Source organism: Blastococcus sp. SYSU DS0552 (assembly GCF_054050815.1).
Window position 1 is genome coordinate 1 of record NZ_JBJHAB010000013.1, and the last position, 17,966, is coordinate 17,966.

The following is a 17,966-nucleotide window of genomic DNA, read 5'->3' on the forward strand; positions in this document are numbered from 1 at the left end:
ACCCCCCGCCCCCCGCCCGAGAACACGACAACGCGCCCCACCCCGCCCCCGCACCCGCCGAGATCACGTGATCGCGCCGGTTCCGGCGGTTCCGGGTCACCTCGACAGCGGGGCCGGGCTCTCCGGCAGGGGCGGCGCGGTCGGCGGGACCGCGGTGCGCGCCGTCTGCGCCAGCGCGATCCCCGTGAGGACGACGGCGCCACCCACGACCTGCCAGGCGGTGAGGACCTGCTCGACCCACAGCCAGGCGACGACGGAGGCGAACACCGGCTCCGCCGTGGCCACCAGCCCCGCCGCGGTCGGCGGCAGGTGGCGCAGGGCGGCGATCGACAGCCCGAACGGCACGACCGCGCCCATCACCGCGATCCAGGCCACCAGAACCCACAGCGGGAGCTCGAGGGAGCCGATCGAGACGGGCACGTCGCGGCCGAGCACCGCGGCATCGAACTGCCACCACGGCGCGGCCACCGCCCAGAAGACGGCGGCGGCGACGAAGGCCCAGCAGGTGAGGGTGACGGGGTCCCGCGACACGGTGCCCCGCTCGCCGATGAGGTAGTAGGTCGCCAGAGCCACGGCGGCGCCGAGGCCCGCTGCGACGCCGAGCACGTCGAGCGAACCGCCTCCGGTCCAGATCTCGGTCACCAGGGCCAGCCCGGACAACGACAGCACCAGGGCCGCCCACACCCGGCGGCGCACCTTCTCGCGGCGGACGAGCCACACGTAGACGGCGATGAGCACGGTCCCGGTGAACTCGAAGACGAGCGCGATGCCCACGGGCAGGCGACCGATGGCCACGTAGAAGAGGTACTGGGTCATGGCGATCCCGACGACGCCGAGGACCGCCAGCAGCGGAAGCTCCCGGCGGGCGACCCGCAGCCGGCCCGGGGCCACCACCAGCAGGACCGCGAGCAGGGCCACGGCTGCGCCGGTGCACCGCAACGCGGTCAACCGCGGCGCGGAGAGACCGGCCTGGAGGGCGAGCGTGGAGACGGTGCCGTTGACCGCGAAGAACGCCGCCGCCGCGAGGGTGAGCGCGTACCCGAGGCCGGGGCGGACGGTACGGGGCACGCGCGCACGGTAGCGGGCTACCGCGGCCGAGACACCTACCGGCTCAGAAGAGGGCGAGCTGTTGCGCCGGCGGGTGCGACTCGCGACCGGAGGCGGTGAAGACGGCGTCCAGCCCCGTCGCCTCGAACACCCGCCACACCGAGGGCTGGGCGTTGCGCAGCAGCAGGTCGATGCCGCGCTGGAGGCACCACCGGCGGACGCCGATGAGTACCGAGAGCCCGCCCGAGCCCATCGAGGGGACGCCGCCGAGGTCGAGCTCGAGGACCGTGCAGCCGGCGAGCGGGCGCTCGGCGACGAACGCCTCCAGTTGGGGCGCGGTCACCAGGTCGATGTCCCCGTCCACCACGACGAGGGCGTGGCCGCCGGCCGCCTCCCACTGCAGGCGCAGCCTGGCCGGCTCCGGAGCGGGGTGCGACACCCACCACGGTCGGCGCCCCCCGGGTGGCCTGGACAGCCGCCGGCTGATGTCCCACTCGTGCGCCCGCACCATCCGTGTTCCCCCTCGTGCCGACGGTCGCTGCCCCCGTCGTGCGGACCGTACGGACGGCGGTCCGGCGGTACAACGGATTGCGATACCGGATCGGCCGAAGAGCCACGCCCGGCAGGCGTGCTGTGACGGCGCGGCACCGCGGCAGCACGCACCGGAGGCGCCGCGGGAGACCCGGCGCCCGGAGCGGCGACCGACGGCGACAGACTTCCGTCCATGGACGTGCCCGAGGCCCTCTACCTGCCCGACGGCGACGGATTCACCGCCACGGCCCTGACCATCGGCCCCTGGGACGCCGCCCACCAGCACGCGGGGCCGCCCGCCGCCCTGCTCCTGCGCGCCGTCGAGCGGGCCGGCGGGATCGTCGGCGGGCAGACCGTGCGGCTGGCCTACGACATCCTGGCGCCGGTCCCGGTCGGCCCGGTGCGGGTGCGCACCTCGGTGATCCGCCCCGGCCGGCGGATCGAGCTGGTGGAGGCGGTCCTCGACACCGGCGACGACCGCCCGCTCATGCGGCTGTCGGCCTGGCGGATGCGTTCCCGCGACGACGCCGCCCCGGCGACCGGGCAGCCGCACCCGGCGCCGTCCGGACCCGAGGAGAGCCGCCCCGAGCGGGCGGGGTTCTTCACCACCGAGATCGCCTACCACCGGGCGCTGGAGTGGCGGTTCGCCGCGGGGACCTTCAACGGCCCGGGGCCGGCCACGGCCTGGACCCGCGCCGAGTGCGAGTTGGTCGCCGGAGAGCCGATGACGCCGCTGCAGCACCTGCTGGTCATGACCGACGCCGCGAGCGGCATCTCCGCCAGCCTCGACTGGACGCGGGCCACGTTCGCCAACGTCGACCTCTCCGTCGCGCTGCACCGACCCCCGCGCGGGGAATGGCTGGGGATGGCCGCCGAGACCGTGCACGGCGGCACCGGGGCGGCGCAGTGCTTCGCGGTCCTCTTCGACGTCGACGGCCCGATCGGGCGGTCCACGCAGTCGCTGTTCGTCGAGCCGCGGGAGACGCCGTGAGCGATCTCTCCGTCACCACCGGCACTGGGCGGCGGGTCGGGCTGGCATCGCCGGGCGGCGGTGCGCAAGGTGGAGAGGTCGCTTCCCCCGATGATCGGAGTGCCGCCCCGTGGACGCGCTGAGAGACGTGCTGGACTGGCTGTCCGGCCGGGGTCTCGAAGTGGTGCTGATCGTCCTCGGCTCGGTCCTGCTCGCCCGCTTCGTCGGCTGGGTGGGCGACAAGATCACCGACCGGATCGACCGGAACTCCACCGGCGGGGACGCGCTGGTCCGGTCGGAGGCGGCCAAGCACCGCCACTCGCTGACCCAGGTGCTCACCTGGGCGGCGGTCGTGCTCATCTACTCGATCTCGGTCTTCTTCATCCTCGACCGGCTCGGCATCCCGGTGACCGGCCTGGTCGCGCCCGCCACGGTGCTCGGCGTGGGCCTGGGCTTCGGCGCCCAGCGCATCGTCGGTGACGTGCTGGCCGGCTTCTTCATCATCACCGAGCGCCAGTACGGGTTCGGCGACGTCGTCTCCATCCAGGTCGTGGGCGGTGGCGACCCGGCGAACGGCACCGTCGAGGACGTCACCCTGCGCGTCACGCGGGTGCGCTCGCCCAACGGCGAGGTCGTGACCGTGCCCAACGGCCAGATCGTCAAGGTCGTGAACCTGTCCCGCGACTGGGCGCGCGCCGTCGTCGACGTGCCGGTGCCGACCACGGTGGACGTGAACCGGGCCAACGAGATCCTGCGGGAGGTGGGCCGGGAGGCGTTCCGGGACCCGGCGATGCGGCCGCTGCTGCTCGACCCGCCCACGGTCATGGGGGTGGAGACCCTCGGCCTGGACGAGGTGAACGTGCGGGTGGTCGCCCGCACGCTCCCCGGCAAGCAGTTCGAGGTCGGCCGCGACCTGCGGGCGCGCATCGTCCAGGCCTTCCGCAGCCAGGGCATGCAGGTGCCGCAGCCCACCACCTCGGTCGCGGCGCGGGACGGCGCGACCGCCGTCCAGGAGGAGGTTTCGTGACCGCCCCCGACGAGCGTCGCGACCCGACCGACGGCACCGCCCGGGCCTCCGACGAGCCCGTCGTCAGCACGGCGCCCGCCGCCGCGGCCGCCGATGCCGGGGCGCCCACCGGCACGACCGCGGCGCCGCGCCACCGCTGGTGGTCGGCCGTGCCCAAGCACCTGGGCCGGGCGCGCACCTCCACGGTCGTGCTCGCCGTGCTGTTCGTCTCCGTCTTCGCGCTGTACCTCAACGTCAAGCCGCCGGCCCCCGGCGAGCCGGACACCCGGGGCCAGGTCACCGAGCAGACCGAGCAGGCCGAGGAGACCGAGCCGGCCACCACCGAGGAGACGGAGCCGACGACCACCGAGGAGACGGAGCCGGCCCCGACGACGACGTCCCCGCCCAGCACCCCGACGACCGGCTCGCCGTCCCCGACCACCGAGCCGACCACGACGGCTCCGGAGACCACCGGACCGGAGCCGACCGCCGACACGGGGGGCACCGGCGACGAGACCGACCCCGGCTCCCCGACCGGGTGACCGACGGGGCCGGTGTTTCACGTGGGACATCCGTCCCGCCACGGGGGCGGCGCGCACTCCCCTGCGGCGCGTCCTAGGATCACCTCGGCTCCTGAGAGGCAGCGCGAAGCACCTGGCTGGCTGCCCGGCAACCTCTACTCCGTCTGAGGTGCTCCAGGGGAAGAGCCGGCCGGGAGGCGCCCGCCCCCCGGCAAGGACGGAGCTCCCGTGCGCCGCGGGTCTCCGCGAGCGAGAGGAGACGGCGCATGACCGACCCGCAGAGCTGGAGCTTCGAGACCCGGCAGATCCACGCCGGCACGAGCCCGGACCCGGCCACCGGTGCCCGGGCACTGCCCATCTACGCGACGACGGCCTACCAGTTCCGCGACACCCAGCACGCCGCGGACCTGTTCGCGCTGGCCGAGATGGGCAACATCTACACGCGGATCATGAACCCGACGCAGGACGCGCTGGAGCAGCGCGTCGCGTCGCTGGAGGGCGGCGTCGCCGCGCTCGCCGTCGCCTCCGGGCAGGCCGCGGAGACCCTGGCGATCCTCAACCTCGCCGAGGCCGGCGACCACATCGTGGCGTCCGCCTCGCTCTACGGCGGCACCTACAACCTGCTGCACCACTCGCTGCCGAAGATGGGCATCACCGTGTCCTTCGTCGAGGACCCCGACGACCCGGAGAACTGGCAGTCCCTCGTCCAGGAGAACACCCGGGCGTTCTTCGCCGAGTCGATCGGCAACCCGAAGGGCGACATCCTCGACATCGAGACCGTCGCCGGTGTCGCCCACCGCAACGGCGTCCCGCTGATCGTCGACAACACCATCGCGACGCCGTACCTGATCCGCCCGCTGGAGTTCGGCGCCGACGTCGTCGTCCACTCGGCCACCAAGTACCTCGGCGGCCACGGGACCGTCATCGCCGGGCTCATCGTCGACGGCGGCACGTTCGACTGGACCGGCGGCCGGCACCCGATGTTCACCACCCCCGACCCGACGTACCACGGGGTCGTCTACGCCGGCCTCGGCGCGCCGGCGTTCGCGCTCAAGGCCCGGGTGCAGCTGCTGCGCGACCTGGGGCCGGCGGTCTCGCCGTTCAACGCCTTCCTCGTGGTGCAGGGCATCGAGACCCTGTCGCTGCGCATGGAGCGGCACGTCGCCAACGCGCAGCGGGTGGCCGAGTTCCTCGAGGGCCACGACGCCGTCGAGCGGGTGAACTACCCGGGGCTGGCGTCCTCGCCGTGGCACGCGGCGCAGCAGAAGTACGCGCCGAAGGGGGCCGGCGCCGTCCTCACCTTCGAGCTGCACGGCGGCGTCGAGGCCGGCAAGCGGTTCGTGGAGGCGCTGGAGCTGCACAGCCACGTCGCCAACATCGGCGACGTGCGCAGCCTGGTCATCCACCCCGCCTCCACGACGCACTCCCAGCTCACGCCCGAGGAGCAGCTGACCACCGGCGTCACGCCGGGTCTGGTGCGCCTCGCCGTCGGCCTGGAGGGCATCGAGGACATCCTCGCCGACCTGGAGGCCGGGTTCCGCGCCGCCAAGTCGGCCTGACGGTGGGCGGGTGGGTCGAGGGCGACCCGGCGGGCGACCGCCGGTTCCTCGACCTGCCCGGCCCGTTCGAGCTGGAGCGCGGCGGGAGCCTGCCCGGCGTGCGCATCGCCTACGAGTGCTGGGGCACGCTCGCGCCCGACGGCGGGAACGCGGTGCTGATCGAGCACGCACTCACCGGTGACAGCCACGTCGTCGGGCCGGCCGGGCCCGGCCACCCGACCCCCGGCTGGTGGAGCGGCGTGGTCGGCCCGGGTGCCGCCCTGGACACCGAGCGGTTCTTCGTCGTCTGCGCCAACGTGCTCGGTGGCTCCCAGGGGACGACGGGGCCGTCGTCGGCCGCCCCCGACGGCGCTCCGTGGGGGGCACGCTTCCCCGGGGTGACCGTCGGCGACCAGGTGCGCGCCGAAGTGGCGCTGGCCGACGCGCTCGGCGTGCGTCGCTGGGCGTGCGTCGCCGGCGGCTCGATGGGCGGCATGCGGGCGCTGGAGTGGGCGGTCGCGTTCCCCGGCCGGGTGGCCGCGCTCTTCTTCCTCGCCTCGACCGCCGTCGCCTCGGCCGACCAGATCGGCACCCAGACCACGCAGCAGGCGGCCGTGCGGGCCGACCCCCGCTGGCGGGGCGGGGACTACCCGCTCGCCGACCCGCCGGCGGACGGCCTGGACATCGCCCGGCGGATCGCCCACCTCACCTACCGCAGCGCGGCGGAGCTGGAGGCGCGCTTCGGCACCCGGGTGCAGGAGGACGGCCGCTACGCGGTCGCCTCCTACCTGCAGCACCACGGGGCGAAGCTGACCGGCCGATTCGACGCCGGCAGCTACGTGCTCCTCACCGAGGCGATGAACAGCTGGGACGTCGGCCGGGGCCGCGGCGGCGTCGAGGCGGCGCTGGGCCGGGTGACCGCCCGCCCGCTCGTCGCCGGCGTGGACAGCGACCGGCTGTACCCCCCGGAGCAGCAGCAGCGGGTGGCCGACGCGCTCGGCGTCCCGCTGCGGCTGATCTCCTCCCCGTACGGCCACGACGGCTTCCTCGTCGAGGCCCCCGCGGTGGACGCGCTGCTGCGCGAACTGCTGGCGGGCTGACACCGCCGGAACCCGTCGTACCGCGGGTCCAGGATGGGGCCGTGCCCGCGCCGACGGATCTGCCGATGCTGCCGTTCGCCGACCAGCCCGCCCTGGAGGCCTGGCTGGAGGCCCACCACGCCACCGCGCCGGGCCTCTATGTGCAGATCGCGCGCAAGGGCTCGGGCATCCCCTCGGTCACCGCGGCGCAGGTCGTCGAGTCGGCCCTGTGCTTCGGCTGGATCGACGGGCGCGGCCAGCGGCTGGACGACTCCTACCACCTGCTGCGGCTGACCCCGCGCCGCGCGCGCAGCGTGTGGTCGCAGAAGAACGTCGCCACCGTGGAGCGGCTGACCGCCGAGGGCCGGATGCGCCCGGCGGGCCTGGCCGCCGTGGCGGCCGCGCAGGCCGACGGCCGGTGGGCACGCGCCTATCCGGGCGCGGCCACCATCACCGTGCCCGACGACCTCGCCGCGGCCCTGGACGCGCAGCCCGGCGCGCGGGCCGCCTTCGACGCCCTCGACGGCCAGAACCGCTACGCCGTCCTGTGGCGGGTGCACACCGCCGTCACGCCGGCGGGCCGGGCCAAGCGGATCGCCGCCGCCGTGCAGATGCTCGCCGAGGGGCGCCGCTTCCACTGACCACCCGGCGGGCGAGACTTCCCGGGTGGACGACGACCTCCTCGCGCTGCGCGAGGCCTGCACCCGCGCGCTGACCGGGCACGGCGAGTGGCGGCCGGCCGACCTGCTGGCCACGGTCCCGCCCGGCACCGCCCCGGACCGGTACGGCGAGGGCGGGGTGGTGGCCGAGCTGGAGGCCGAGGTCGCCGGGCTGCTGGGCCTGCCGGCGGCGGCGTACCTGCCCAGCGGGGTCATGGCGCAGCAGGCGGCGCTGCGCGTGCACGCCGACCGTCGCGGCCGGCGCACCGTCGTCTGCCACCCCGAGAGCCACCTGATCCGGCACGAGGAGCAGGCGTTCGAGCGGCTGCACGGCATGGCGCTGCGCCCGGCGGGGAACCGGTACGGGCCGCTGTTGCGCACCGATCTGGACGCGGTCGCCGAGTTGCCTGCCGCGCTGCTGGTGGAGCTGCCCCAGCGCGATCTGGGCGGGCGGCTGCCGCCGTGGGACGACCTGGCCGAGCAGGTGGCCTGGGCCCGCGAGCGCGGCGCCGCGGCGCACCTGGACGGCGCCCGGCTGTGGGAGGCCTCGGCCGGCTACGACCGCACGCCGGCCGAGATCGCCGGGTTGTTCGACACCGTCTACGTCAGCTTCTACAAGGGCATCGGCGCGCTGGCCGGCTGCTGCCTGGCCGGCCCGGCCGACGTCGTCGCGGAGGTCCGGGAGTGGCGCCGGCGGCTGGGCGGCACCCTGTTCGGGATGTGGCCGGGCGCGGCGTCGGCGCTGGCCTGCCTGCGCCGGCGGCTGCCGCTGATGCCGGCCTACCTGGCGCGTGCCCGGGAGCTCGCCGACGCCGTCCGCGACCTGCCCGGCGTCACCGTCGTCCCCGACCCGCCGCAGACGCCGATGCTCCACCTGCTGCTGCGCACCACCCCCGCGGCCTTCACCGCGGCCGCGCGCCGGCTGGCCGTGGACGAGGGCCTGTGGACCTGGCCGCGGGCGATGCCCACCGGCGACCCCGCGGTGGTGCGGGTGGAGCTGCCGGTGGGCGACGCGACGCTGGCGCTGCCGATCGAGGAGGCGCGGGCCGCGATCGCTGCCCTGGCCGGGGAAGCCTGACGGGCGGCGGTTAGCGTCGGCATCCATGGGCCTCGACGTCGCCGCGCTCCGCGCCTCCTTCCCGTCGCTGGCGAGCGGCACCGCGCACTTCGACGGCCCCGGCGGCACGCAGGTGCCCGAGCAGGTGGGCCGCGCGGTCGCGGCGACGCTGACCGCGCCGATCAGCAACCGCGGCGCCGTCACCGCTGCGGAGCGGTTCGCCGACGAGACGGTGCTGGCCGCGCGGTTGGCCATGGCGGACCTGCTGGGCGCCGACCCCACCGGCGTCGTGTTCGGCCGCAGCGCCACCGCGCTCACCTTCGACCTCGCTCGCACCCTCGCCGCCGGCTGGGGCCCCGGCGACGAGGTGGTGGTGACCCGGCTCGACCACGACGCGAACATCCGGCCCTGGGTGCGGGCCGCCGAGGGCGCGGGCGCCACGGTGCGGTGGGCCGCCTTCGACCCGGCCACCGGGGAGCTGACCGCCGACGACGTCGCAGCGGTGCTGACCGACCGCACCCGCGTGGTGGCGGTGACCGGGGCGTCGAACCTGATCGGCACCCGCCCGCCCCTGGCCGCGATAGCCGGGCGGGTGCACGCGGCCGGCGCGCTGCTCGTCGTCGACGGCGTGCACCTGACCGCGCACGCCCCGGTCGACGTCCGGGCGCTGGGCGCCGACGTCTTCCTCTGCTCGCCGTACAAGTTCCTCGGCCCGCACTGCGGCGTGCTCGCCGCCGATCCCGCGTTCCTGGCCACCCTGCGCCCGGCCAAGCTGCTGCCGTCGACGGACGCGGTGCCCGAGCGCTTCGAGCTCGGCACGCTGCCCTACGAGCTGCTGGCCGGGACGACGGCGGCGGTGGACTTCCTGGCCGGCCTCGGGGGCTCCGGGCGGCGCCGGGAGCGGCTGGCCGCGGCGATGCTCGCGATCGAGGAGTACGAGGACCGGCTGCGGAAGCGCCTGGAGGCCGGGCTGGCGGAGCTGCCGGGCGTCCGGCTGTGGTCGCGGGCGGCGCACCGCACCCCGACGCTGCTGCTGACCTTCGCCGACCGCGACCCCGCCGACGCCTACCGGTTCCTCGCCGGTCGGGGCGTCAACGCGCCGGCCGGGCACTTCTACGCGATCGAGGCGAGCCGCTGGCTCGGGCTCGGCGACACCGGCGGCCTGCGGGCCGGGCTGGCCCCCTACAGCGACGCCGACGACGTCGACCGTCTGCTCACCGGGCTGCGGGAGTGGCTCGCGACCTGATCAGCCCTGAAGCCGGCGGACCCGGCGGGCGGAGTCCAGCCGGTCGGTGTAGCTGATCGCGTTGCCCTGGATGTGCAGCTGGTCGTCGTCGGTGGCCTCGCGCAGCACCTTCGCGGGGACGCCGGCGATGAGCGAACGCGGCGAGAAGACCTTGCCCTGGGTGACGACGGCGCCGGCGGCGACGATCGACCCGGAGCCGATGTGCGCGCCGTTCATGATCACGCTGCCCATGCCCACGAGCACCTCGTCGTCGATGCGGCAGCCGTGCAGCACCACCCGGTGCCCCACCGAGACGCGCTCCCCCACGACCAGGGGGAAGCCCGGGTCGGAGTGCAGTGCGCAGCCGTCCTGGATGTTCGAGTCGGCGCCGATCTCGATGACCTCGGCGTCGGCCCGGGCGACGGCGCCGTACCAGATGCTCGACCGCGGCCCCATCGTCACCGCGCCCACCACCACCGCCGTCGGCGCCACGAACGCGGCCTCGTCGATCCGCGGCTCGCCGAACTCCAGGGCTCCGATGAATGCGTTGTCCACCCGCCCACCTCAACACAGCCCCGGGCGGCGCGCACCGGTCGCACTCCCGGCAGACTTCCCGGCATGCCCGCGCACCTCCCCCCGTTGCCCACGTCGATCGTGGGGAGCCTGCCCCAGCCCGGCTGGCTCATCGACCGCGACCGGCTGGCCCACCAGTTCCCGCCCCGGGTGCGCGCACGGGAGCTGTGGCGGGTGGCGCCGGACCTGCTGGCCGAGGCGCAGGACGACGCGACCCGGCTGGCGATCCGCTCGCAGGAGGAGGCCGGGCTGGACATCGTCACCGACGGCGAGATCCGGCGGGAGTCGTACTCCAACCACTTCGCGACGGCGCTGACCGGCGTCGACGTCGACGACCCCGGCACCGTGCTCAACCGGTCCGGGAAGCCGATCCCGGTGCCGCGGGTGCGGGCCGCGATCACCCGGCCCGCCCCGATCCAGGCCGACGACGTGCGCTTCCTGCGGGCGCACACCGAGCGGACCGTCAAGATCACCGTCCCCGGCCCCTTCACCATGGCGCAGCAGGCGCAGGACGACCACTACGGCGACGGCCGCGCACTGGCCCTGGCCTACGCCGACGTCGTCCGCGCGGAGATCGCCGATCTCTTCGCCGCCGGGGCCGACATCGTGCAGATCGACGAGCCGTGGCTGCAGGCCCGCCCCGAGGTCGCGCGCGAGTACGGGGCCGAGGCGGTGACCCGCGCGGTGGAGGGCGCGCCGGGTCCGGTGCACCTGCACCTGTGCTTCGGCTACGCGGCGATGGTCTCCGAGCGCCCCACCGGCTACTCGTTCCTCCCCGAGCTCGCCGACACCCCCGTCGACACCGTCGCCGTCGAGACGGCGCAGTCGCACCTCGACCCGGCCACGCTGCGGCCGCTGCGCGGCAAGGGCATCGCCCTGGGGGTCCTCGACCTGTCCACACCGGAGGTCGAGACCCCCGAGGTCGTGGCCGACCGGGTGCGCCGCGCGCTGGACGACGTGGACGTCGCCCGCCTGGTGCTCACCAGCGACTGCGGGCTGAAGTACCTGCCCCGGGAGTCCGCGGCCGGCAAGATGCGCTCGCTCGCCCTCGCCGCGGAGCTGCTGCGCGCCGAGCTCTAGATCAAGCCGTGCGCGTGCACCGCCTCGGCCACCTGGAGGAACCCGGCCACGTTGGCACCGAGCACCAGGTCACCCGGTGAGCCGTACTCCTCGGCGGTCTCGTGGCAGCGGGCGTGGATGTCCCGCATGATCTCCTCGAGCCGCGCCTCGCTGTGCTCGAAGGTCCAGCGGTCGCGCGAGGCGTTCTGCTGCATCTCCAGCGCGGAGGTCGCGACGCCGCCGGCGTTGGCCGCCTTCCCGGGGGCGAAGCCGACGCCCGCCTCCCGGAACACCTTCACCGCCGACGGGGTGGCGGGCATGTTGGCGCCCTCCACCACGTACCGGCAGCCGTTGCGCGCGAGGACGGCGGCGGCGTCGCCGTCCAGCTCGTTCTGCGTGGCGCTGGGGACGGCGACGTCGCAGGGCACGTCCCAGATGCTGCCGCCGGGCACGAAGCTCGCCGAGGCCCGGCGCTCCGCGTAGTCGGCCACCCGCCCACGCTCGACCTCCTTGACCTGCTTGAGCAGGTCGAGGTCGATGCCGGCGTCGTCCACGACGTAGCCGCCGGAGTCGGAGCAGGCGACGACGGTGCCGCCCAGCTGGTGCACCTTCTCGATGCCGTAGACGGCCACGTTGCCCGACCCGCTGACGACGACCCGCCGGCCGTCGAAGGACTCCCCGCGGGCCCGCATCATGGCGTCGGCGAAGAAGGCGGCGCCGTACCCGGTGGCCTCGGTGCGGACCAGCGCGCCACCCCAGCCGAGCCCCTTGCCGGTGAGCACACCGGACTCGTAGCGGTTGGTGATCCGCTTGTACTGGCCGAAGAGGTAGCCGATCTCCCGCGCGCCCACGCCGATGTCACCGGCGGGGACGTCGGTGTACTCGCCGAGGTGCCGGTACAGCTCGGTCATGAACGACTGGCAGAACCGCATGATCTCGGCGTCCGACCGGCCCTTGGGGTCGAAGTCGGAGCCGCCCTTGCCGCCGCCGATGGGCATGCCGGTCAAGGCGTTCTTGAAGATCTGCTCGAAGCCCAGGAACTTGACGATGCCCAGGTTCACCGAGGGGTGGAACCGCAGCCCACCCTTGTAGGGGCCGAGCGCGGAGTTGAACTCCACGCGGAAGCCGCGGTTGATCCACACCTCGCCGCGGTCGTCCTGCCACGGGACGCGGAAGATGATCTGCCGCTCCGGCTCGCAGATCCGCTCCACGGTCTTCATCTCGGTGTACTCGCTGTGCCGGTCGAGCACCACGGCCAGCGACTCCAGGACCTCGCGGACGGCCTGGTGGAACTCCGTCTCGCCAGGGTTGCGCCGCAGCACCTCGTCGTAGATGCCCAGCACCGTGGCCGGTACCTCGCCGCTCATCTCCGGCCTCCTCGCCGTCCGTCGCCGTGCAGGGGCAACGTACGTCGCGGCGGCGCCGCGCGCTGGGCCGGGGGCCGTCAGCCGACGAGGCGGCGGGCGCCCCGGTACCCGTTCTGGTCGACGCTGGTGACGGCGACCGGCCGGCCGAAGGTGCGGGCGTGCACCATCATCCCGTTGCCGATGTAGAGGCCCACGTGGCTGACCGGCGAGTAGAAGTAGACGAGGTCGCCGGGCTGGAGCTCCGACCGCGGCACCTCGCGGCCGAGCTGGGACTGCGCCCGGCTGCTGTGCGGGAGGGAGATGCCGGCGGCGGCGTAGGCGTAGGACGTCAGGCCGGAGCAGTCGAAGCCGTCGGGGCCCGAGGCGCCCCAGACGTAGGGGTCGCCCACCTGGCCGAGTGCGGCCTGCACGGCCGCCGCCGCGGCACCGCTGGGAGCGTCGGGAAGGCTGCCGGCCGACGGCGTGGCGAGGGCCGGCCCGGCCAGCGCGGTCGCGACCCGGGCCTGCTCGGCGGCCGAGAGCCGGGCGTAGTCGGCGCGGTGGTCGGCGATCTGCTTCTCGAGCTCGGCCTGCTGGGCGGTGACCTGCTCGAGCCCGGCCTTCGCCGCCGCCGCGGCCTGGTCGGCGGTGGCCTGGGCCTGCTCCGCTGCGGCCTGGGCGGCGGCCACCTGGGCGATGACGCCGTTGGTGTGGTCGGCGATCAGGTCCAGCGTCGTCATCTGCTGGACGAGCTCGTCAGCCGAGCCGCTGGTGAGGAACGCGGCCACCCGCGACCGCGTCTTGCCGGTGTAGCCGGTGTGCGCGATGGCCCGCATCTGCGGCTCGAACGCGGCGACGGCGGCCTGGGCCGTGGCCGCGTGGGCGGTGGCCTCCTCGGCGATCCGCTGCTGCTCGGCGACGGTCAGCCGGGCCTCGTGCACCTGCTCGTCGATGACGGTGAGCTCCTGGGCGGTCTTGCGCACCAGCTCGGCGGCCTCGGCCGCGGAGCCCGGCGCGGCCGAGGCCGCCGTGGGGGTGAGAACGCCCGTCGCTGCCGCCACCAGCACGGCGCCGACCGCGAGGACGGCACGCGAGCGGCGACGGGTGGTCGTGTGCTGCGTGTGCACCCTGGCCTCCGATCACCTGCGCCGGGCCCGGGGAAGGGGCCGCAACCATGCGCGTCAGAACGGACCGTAGGGAGCTGTTGTCGACGAGTAGCGGGGGGCGCGCGGGTGACCCGCCCCGGGTTCACCTCCTGAGTCACACGCGCCCCAGGAGGGGCCCACCGCCACGAGGGTGGGGGCTCAGCGACGGCGCGGGCCCGCCGCGGTGCCGTCCGGCAGCCGGTCGGGCGCGAGCGGGACGAGACGGTCGGCGACGGCGCCGGTCACGAAGGAGTAGACGGCCTTGTGGGCGACGTCGACGACCTGGTCGCGACGGGACCAGGTCCAGGGCGGGGAACCGACGCCGCTGGCGTTCTCCAGCGTCTGGTCGGTGGCCAGCCGGACGGAGGTGTGCCAGGCCGACGCGCGCGGACCGCGCAGCCCGCTGGCGGCCCAGATGCCGCGCAGCGCCCCGACGGCCGCGCCGGTGCCCCAGTGCATGAGGTGGTTGCGGACCGGCGGCCGGGCCGAGCCGGGCAGGCGCCGGCCGGTGCTCACCGCCGTGAGCGTGCGCGCCGGCACGTAGCTGTCCGGGCGGCCGGTGAGGGCCTGCTCGGCCTTCTCGCCCAGGGTCATCACGGCGACGCCGGCCAGGCCGGCGAGTGCGCCCCGCAGGGCAGCGCGTCCCATCATGGGACGCCCCTACCCGGCAGGTGACGTCGTGGAACGGCCCCCGTGCAGGGTCCCGCCGCGAGCTTGCGAGTGGCGGGGGGGCACGGGGGTCCTTCGATCAGCCGGCGAGGGGCTCCTGCACCTGGAGGCCGGCCAGGGCCTGGAAGTCGCGCAGGATCGCCGAGAGCTCCTCGGAGGTCCACGGCTCGCAGCAGTCGCAGCCGCCCTCGCGGAAGCTGACCAGACCGATGGAGCCACCGGCCTGGTCCTCGGCGATGGCGAGGTGGCCGGCCGACGGGTGACGGTGGCAGGCGCAGGCGGCGGCGCAGAGGCCCAGCCCCCAGCCGGAGATGACGACGGTGTACCCGTCGTCGCGGACCTTGCCCACCTGGAAGACGGACGGCTTGCGACTCCTGGTCACGGAGTCCTCCCCTCGACAGCCCCGTGGGAGCGGGGCTCGCGTGCGGTACTCGGTCATCGAGCTACGAGAGGTTTCGGCAGAACCCGGGTCTGGGTAAAGCGATCCGCTCGCTCAGGTATCGCAACTGAGCGTAGTTCGATGAACACACGACGTCCCCGTCAGTTTCCGCCAGCGTGCGCGAGATCGACTTGGCGGAACTGTGACGGAACGGCCCCGACCCGCCGGGGAGGGCTCAGCTGGCGGGGCTGACGCTGCTCATGTTGAAGTCCGGCACCCGCAGGGTCGGCATCGCGGTGCGGGTGAACCAGTCGTTCCACTCCCGCGGCAGGGTGCGCTCGGTGCGGCCGGCCTGCACCGCCCGGGCGAGCAGGTCGACCGGGGACTCGTTGAACCGGAAGTTGTTCACCGCACCGGTCACCTCGCCGTTCTCGACCAGGAAGACGCCGTCGCGGGTGAGTCCGGTGAGCAGCAGGGTCTGCGGGTCGACCTCGCGGATGTACCAGAGGGTGGTGAGCAGCAGCCCGCTGTCGGTCGCGGCCACCATCTCCTCGAGGGAGGCCGTGGCGGTCGGGTCCTCGAGGATCAGGTTGTCCACGGCGACGGTGACCGGGGCGGTGGTCTTCAGCGCCCAGGCCCGCGGGCGGATCAGGTTGGTGAGCACCCCGCCGGAGATCCAGTCCACCGCCGGCGCCGCCATGCCGTTGTCGAACACCGAGGCCGAGCCCGACGACGCGCCCACCACCTGGAAGGGTGCTGCCTCCAGACCAGGGGCGTGCGGGTCGCTGCGCAGCGTCAGCGGCAGGGCGGCCAGCCGCTCGCCGGTGCGGTTGCCCCCGCCGGTCCGGGCGAAGACGTTGCGGCCCTCGTCGGCGTCCCGCGCCTCCATCGTCCAGTAGAGGTAGATCATCAGGTCGGCCACCGCCGACGGCGGCAGCAGCGTCTCGTACCGGCCGGCCGGCAGGTCGACCCGTCGCCGGGACCACGCCAGCTTCTGCTGCACGTCGGCGGCGAGGGCGGCCACCGAGACGTCGGTGAAGTCCCGGGTGCCGGTGCCGGCCCACACCGAGCGGCCGAAGTCGGGCGTCTTGCCGTTGAGCTCCACCCGCCCCGTCGGCTGGTCGTGGCGCAGCCGCAGCCCGGTGGAACTGCCCAGGTAGGTGGTGCGCATCGAGTGCTCGGCGAAGCCGAAGAGCAGCTCGCCGCGGTCGCCCGCCTCGCCGAAGGCCTGGCCGAGCGCCGGGGCGAACTCGGTGAACACCTCGATCGAGGTCTGCGCGGGCTCGGCGTCCCAGTCGCCGGCTCCGGGCGGGGTGTCGGCGATCAGCGGCATCGCGTCCTCGGCCGGCCCGGCATCCCGGGCGGCCTGCTCGCTCATCCGCACCAGCTCGGCGACGTCCGGGGCGCCCGAACGGCTCACGGTGCCGGCTGCCATCCCGGCGCCGCCGTCGACGAAGGAGATCACCACGACCGAGCGCGACCGCATCGCCCCGTTGGTGGTCAGGCTGTTGCCGGCCCAGCGCAGGTTCGCCTCGGACCCCTCGACGACGACGGTGACCTGCCCGTCGGCGGTCGAGGCGGCCAGCGCCTGCTCGACGACGTCCTGGGGCCGCTGGTAGCTCATCGCCCGGCCTCCTCGACCGTGTTGAGGATCGCCACGCCCTCGAACAGGGCGGTCGGGCAGCCGTGGCTGACCGCCGCCGTCTGGCCGGGCTGCGCCTTGCCGCAGTTGAACGCGCCGCCCAGGACGTAGGTCTGCGGGCCGCCGACCGCCGTCATCGAGCCCCAGAAGTCCGTCGTCGTCGCCTGGTAGGCGACGTCGCGCACCTGGCCGGCGAGCCGGCCGTTCTCGATCCGGTAGAAGCGCTGGCCGGTGAACTGGAAGTTGTAGCGCTGCATGTCGATCGACCAGCTCTTGTCGCCGACGACGTAGATGCCGTGCTCGACCCCGGCGATGATCTCCCCGGTGGAGGGGCCGTCGGGCACCGGCTGCAGCGACACGTTCGCCATCCGCTGCACGGGGACGTGCCCCGGCGAGTCGGCGTAGGCGCAGCCGTTGGAGCGCGACATGCCCTGCAGCCGGGCCATGTTCCGGTCCACCTGGTAGCCGACGAGCACGCCGTCGCGGACGATGTCCCACTGCTGGCCGGCCACGCCCTCGTCGTCCCAGCCGACGGTGGCCAGCCCGTGCAGTGCGGTGCGGTCCCCGGTGACGTCCATGAGCGGGGAGCCGTACCGCAGGGTGCCGAGCCGGTCGGGCGTGGCGAAGGACGTGCCGGCGTAGGCCGCCTCGTAGCCCAGCGCCCGGTCGAGCTCGGTGGCGTGGCCGACGGACTCGTGGATGGTCAGCCACAGGTTCGAGGGGTCGACGACGAGGTCGTAGCGGCCCGCCGTGACCGTGGGCGCCTTGGTCTTCTCGCGCAGCAGTTCGGGGATCTCCGCCAGCTCCCCGCGCCAGTCCCAGCCGGTGCCGGTGAGGTACTCCCACCCGCGGCCGGCCGGCGGGGCGAGGGTGCGCATGCTCTCGAAGGACCCGGTGGACCGGTCCACGGTGAGCGCGGTCAGGTCGGGGTTGAGGCGCACCCGCTGCTGGCGGGTGCGGGTGCCGGCGGTGTCGGCGTAGTACTTCTGCTCCTTGACCAGCATGCAGGTGGCTTGCACGTGCTCGACTCCGTCGCCGGCCAGCAGCTGCTCCGACAGGTCGGTGAGCAGCGCCGTCTTCTCGGCGTCCGGCACGGTGAACGGGTCGACGTCGTAGGCGGAGACGTATTCGGCGTCCGGGTACGCCGGCTCCGGGGCCAGCTCCACGCGGTCGGAGTTCAGCGCGGCGGCCACCCGCGCCACCGCGATGGCCTCCTCGGCGAGGCGGACGGCTTCGGCGGCGGTGAGGACGACGCCGGCGGCGAACCCCCAGGTGCCCTCGTGCACCACGCGGACGGCCAGGCCGAGGTCCTCCCCGTCGGTGAAGGCCTCGGGGCGGGCGTCGCGCAGGCTGATCGTCTGGGTGCGGATGCGCTCGACCCGCAGGTCGGCGTGCGAGCACCCGAGGTCGATGGCGCGGGTCAGCGCGGCGTCGGTGAGCGCGGACAGCGGGAGGGCGAGGAACGACTCGTCGATCGTGCGGCGAACGGGCACCGCCCCTGTCTACCAGCGCCCGGGCAC

The 17,966-nt window shown here is 74.7% G+C and carries 18 protein-coding genes and 1 riboswitch; of the genes, 9 read left to right on the forward strand and 9 right to left on the reverse strand.

What is annotated here, in order from left to right; all coding sequences use genetic code 11:
• Positions 1–96: 96 nt before the first annotated feature.
• Both ACI8AG_RS13945 and ACI8AG_RS13950 read right to left on the reverse strand, forming a co-directional pair.
• A complete protein-coding gene (locus tag ACI8AG_RS13945; RefSeq protein ID WP_456591207.1) occupies positions 97–1,068 on the reverse strand; it encodes an EamA family transporter in 972 nt (323 codons plus the stop codon).
• Positions 1,069–1,111: 43 nt separating this feature from the next.
• Positions 1,112–1,558 carry an STAS domain-containing protein gene (locus tag ACI8AG_RS13950; protein ID WP_456597524.1) on the reverse strand — a complete coding sequence of 149 codons (447 nt, stop codon included), beginning with the start codon at positions 1,556–1,558 and terminating at the stop codon, positions 1,112–1,114.
• A gap of 213 nt (positions 1,559–1,771) precedes the next feature.
• On the opposite strand from ACI8AG_RS13950, the gene ACI8AG_RS13955 reads away from it, so the two are divergent.
• From ACI8AG_RS13955 to ACI8AG_RS13990, 8 genes are all read left to right on the forward strand, one after another.
• Positions 1,772–2,569 (forward strand): thioesterase family protein, encoded by a 798-nt coding sequence (locus ACI8AG_RS13955; protein ID WP_456597525.1) that lies wholly within the window; start codon positions 1,772–1,774, stop codon positions 2,567–2,569.
• Between the two features lie 109 nt (positions 2,570–2,678).
• Positions 2,679–3,575, forward strand: coding sequence for a mechanosensitive ion channel family protein (locus ACI8AG_RS13960; RefSeq protein ID WP_456591204.1), 897 nt, complete (start codon positions 2,679–2,681; stop codon positions 3,573–3,575).
• Positions 3,572–4,096: a hypothetical protein gene (locus ACI8AG_RS13965; protein ID WP_456597526.1), complete on the forward strand. Its 525-nt coding sequence runs from the start codon at positions 3,572–3,574 to the stop codon at positions 4,094–4,096. Before ACI8AG_RS13960 ends, ACI8AG_RS13965 begins: the two co-directional genes overlap by 4 nt.
• 87 nt (positions 4,097–4,183) lie before the next feature.
• Positions 4,184–4,299: riboswitch (SAM riboswitch) on the forward strand.
• Between the two features lie 42 nt (positions 4,300–4,341).
• A complete protein-coding gene (locus tag ACI8AG_RS13970; protein WP_456597527.1) occupies positions 4,342–5,634 on the forward strand; it encodes a bifunctional o-acetylhomoserine/o-acetylserine sulfhydrylase in 1,293 nt (430 codons plus the stop codon).
• Between the two features lie 2 nt (positions 5,635–5,636).
• Positions 5,637–6,713, forward strand: coding sequence for a homoserine O-acetyltransferase MetX (metX, locus tag ACI8AG_RS13975; RefSeq protein ID WP_456597528.1), 1,077 nt, complete (start codon positions 5,637–5,639; stop codon positions 6,711–6,713).
• A gap of 41 nt (positions 6,714–6,754) precedes the next feature.
• Positions 6,755–7,333: a YdeI/OmpD-associated family protein gene (locus ACI8AG_RS13980; RefSeq protein ID WP_456591200.1), complete on the forward strand. Its 579-nt coding sequence runs from the start codon at positions 6,755–6,757 to the stop codon at positions 7,331–7,333.
• A gap of 25 nt (positions 7,334–7,358) precedes the next feature.
• On the forward strand, positions 7,359–8,429 hold the full coding sequence (locus tag ACI8AG_RS13985; protein WP_456597529.1) for a threonine aldolase family protein: 1,071 nt from the start codon (positions 7,359–7,361) through the stop codon (positions 8,427–8,429).
• Between the two features lie 25 nt (positions 8,430–8,454).
• Entirely contained in the window at positions 8,455–9,654 is a 1,200-nt protein-coding gene (locus ACI8AG_RS13990) for a cysteine desulfurase-like protein (protein WP_456597530.1), read from the forward strand.
• On the opposite strand, the gene ACI8AG_RS13995 is transcribed toward ACI8AG_RS13990, so the two are convergent.
• Positions 9,655–10,188 carry a gamma carbonic anhydrase family protein gene (locus ACI8AG_RS13995; RefSeq protein WP_456597531.1) on the reverse strand — a complete coding sequence of 178 codons (534 nt, stop codon included), beginning with the start codon at positions 10,186–10,188 and terminating at the stop codon, positions 9,655–9,657.
• Between the two features lie 63 nt (positions 10,189–10,251).
• Between ACI8AG_RS13995 and ACI8AG_RS14000 the strand changes: the two genes are divergently transcribed.
• On the forward strand, positions 10,252–11,286 hold the full coding sequence (locus tag ACI8AG_RS14000) for a uroporphyrinogen decarboxylase family protein (RefSeq protein WP_456597532.1): 1,035 nt from the start codon (positions 10,252–10,254) through the stop codon (positions 11,284–11,286).
• Here the strand turns inward: ACI8AG_RS14000 and gdhA are convergent.
• The 6 genes from gdhA to ACI8AG_RS14030 form a co-directional block, all read right to left on the reverse strand.
• Positions 11,283–12,632 carry an NADP-specific glutamate dehydrogenase gene (gene gdhA, locus ACI8AG_RS14005; RefSeq protein WP_456591195.1) on the reverse strand — a complete coding sequence of 450 codons (1,350 nt, stop codon included), beginning with the start codon at positions 12,630–12,632 and terminating at the stop codon, positions 11,283–11,285. The two genes, ACI8AG_RS14000 and gdhA, sit on opposite strands and share 4 nt — an antisense overlap.
• Before the next feature lie 77 nt (positions 12,633–12,709).
• Positions 12,710–13,738, reverse strand: coding sequence for a C40 family peptidase (locus ACI8AG_RS14010; protein ID WP_456597533.1), 1,029 nt, complete (start codon positions 13,736–13,738; stop codon positions 12,710–12,712).
• A gap of 177 nt (positions 13,739–13,915) precedes the next feature.
• Positions 13,916–14,407 (reverse strand): hypothetical protein, encoded by a 492-nt coding sequence (locus ACI8AG_RS14015; RefSeq protein WP_456597534.1) that lies wholly within the window; start codon positions 14,405–14,407, stop codon positions 13,916–13,918.
• A 97-nt stretch (positions 14,408–14,504) separates the two neighbouring features.
• Positions 14,505–14,807, reverse strand: a complete 303-nt coding sequence (locus ACI8AG_RS14020; RefSeq protein WP_456591192.1) for a hypothetical protein — start codon at positions 14,805–14,807, stop codon at positions 14,505–14,507.
• Positions 14,808–15,039: 232 nt separating this feature from the next.
• Complete coding sequence (locus tag ACI8AG_RS14025; protein WP_456597535.1) at positions 15,040–16,428, reverse strand: metallopeptidase TldD-related protein; 1,389 nt, start codon at positions 16,426–16,428, stop codon at positions 15,040–15,042.
• On the reverse strand, positions 16,425–17,939 hold the full coding sequence (locus tag ACI8AG_RS14030) for a TldD/PmbA family protein (protein ID WP_456597536.1): 1,515 nt from the start codon (positions 17,937–17,939) through the stop codon (positions 16,425–16,427). Before ACI8AG_RS14030 ends, ACI8AG_RS14025 begins: the two co-directional genes overlap by 4 nt.
• Between the last annotated feature and the right edge of the window lie 27 nt (positions 17,940–17,966).

What these genes read in the sequence shown, in the direction of transcription:
- ACI8AG_RS13950 (WP_456597524.1), bottom strand. Translation starts at nt 1,558, where the DNA reads ATGGTGCGGGCGCACGAGTGGGACATCAGCCGGCGGCTGTCCAGGCCA.
- ACI8AG_RS13955 (WP_456597525.1), top strand. Translation starts at nt 1,772, where the DNA reads ATGGACGTGCCCGAGGCCCTCTACCTGCCCGACGGCGACGGATTCACC.
- ACI8AG_RS13970 (WP_456597527.1), top strand. Translation starts at nt 4,342, where the DNA reads ATGACCGACCCGCAGAGCTGGAGCTTCGAGACCCGGCAGATCCACGCC.
- ACI8AG_RS13990 (WP_456597530.1), top strand. Translation starts at nt 8,455, where the DNA reads ATGGGCCTCGACGTCGCCGCGCTCCGCGCCTCCTTCCCGTCGCTGGCG.
- ACI8AG_RS14000 (WP_456597532.1), top strand. Translation starts at nt 10,252, where the DNA reads ATGCCCGCGCACCTCCCCCCGTTGCCCACGTCGATCGTGGGGAGCCTG.
- gdhA (WP_456591195.1), bottom strand. Translation starts at nt 12,632, where the DNA reads ATGAGCGGCGAGGTACCGGCCACGGTGCTGGGCATCTACGACGAGGTG.
- ACI8AG_RS14015 (WP_456597534.1), bottom strand. Translation starts at nt 14,407, where the DNA reads ATGATGGGACGCGCTGCCCTGCGGGGCGCACTCGCCGGCCTGGCCGGC.
- ACI8AG_RS14025 (WP_456597535.1), bottom strand. Translation starts at nt 16,428, where the DNA reads ATGAGCTACCAGCGGCCCCAGGACGTCGTCGAGCAGGCGCTGGCCGCC.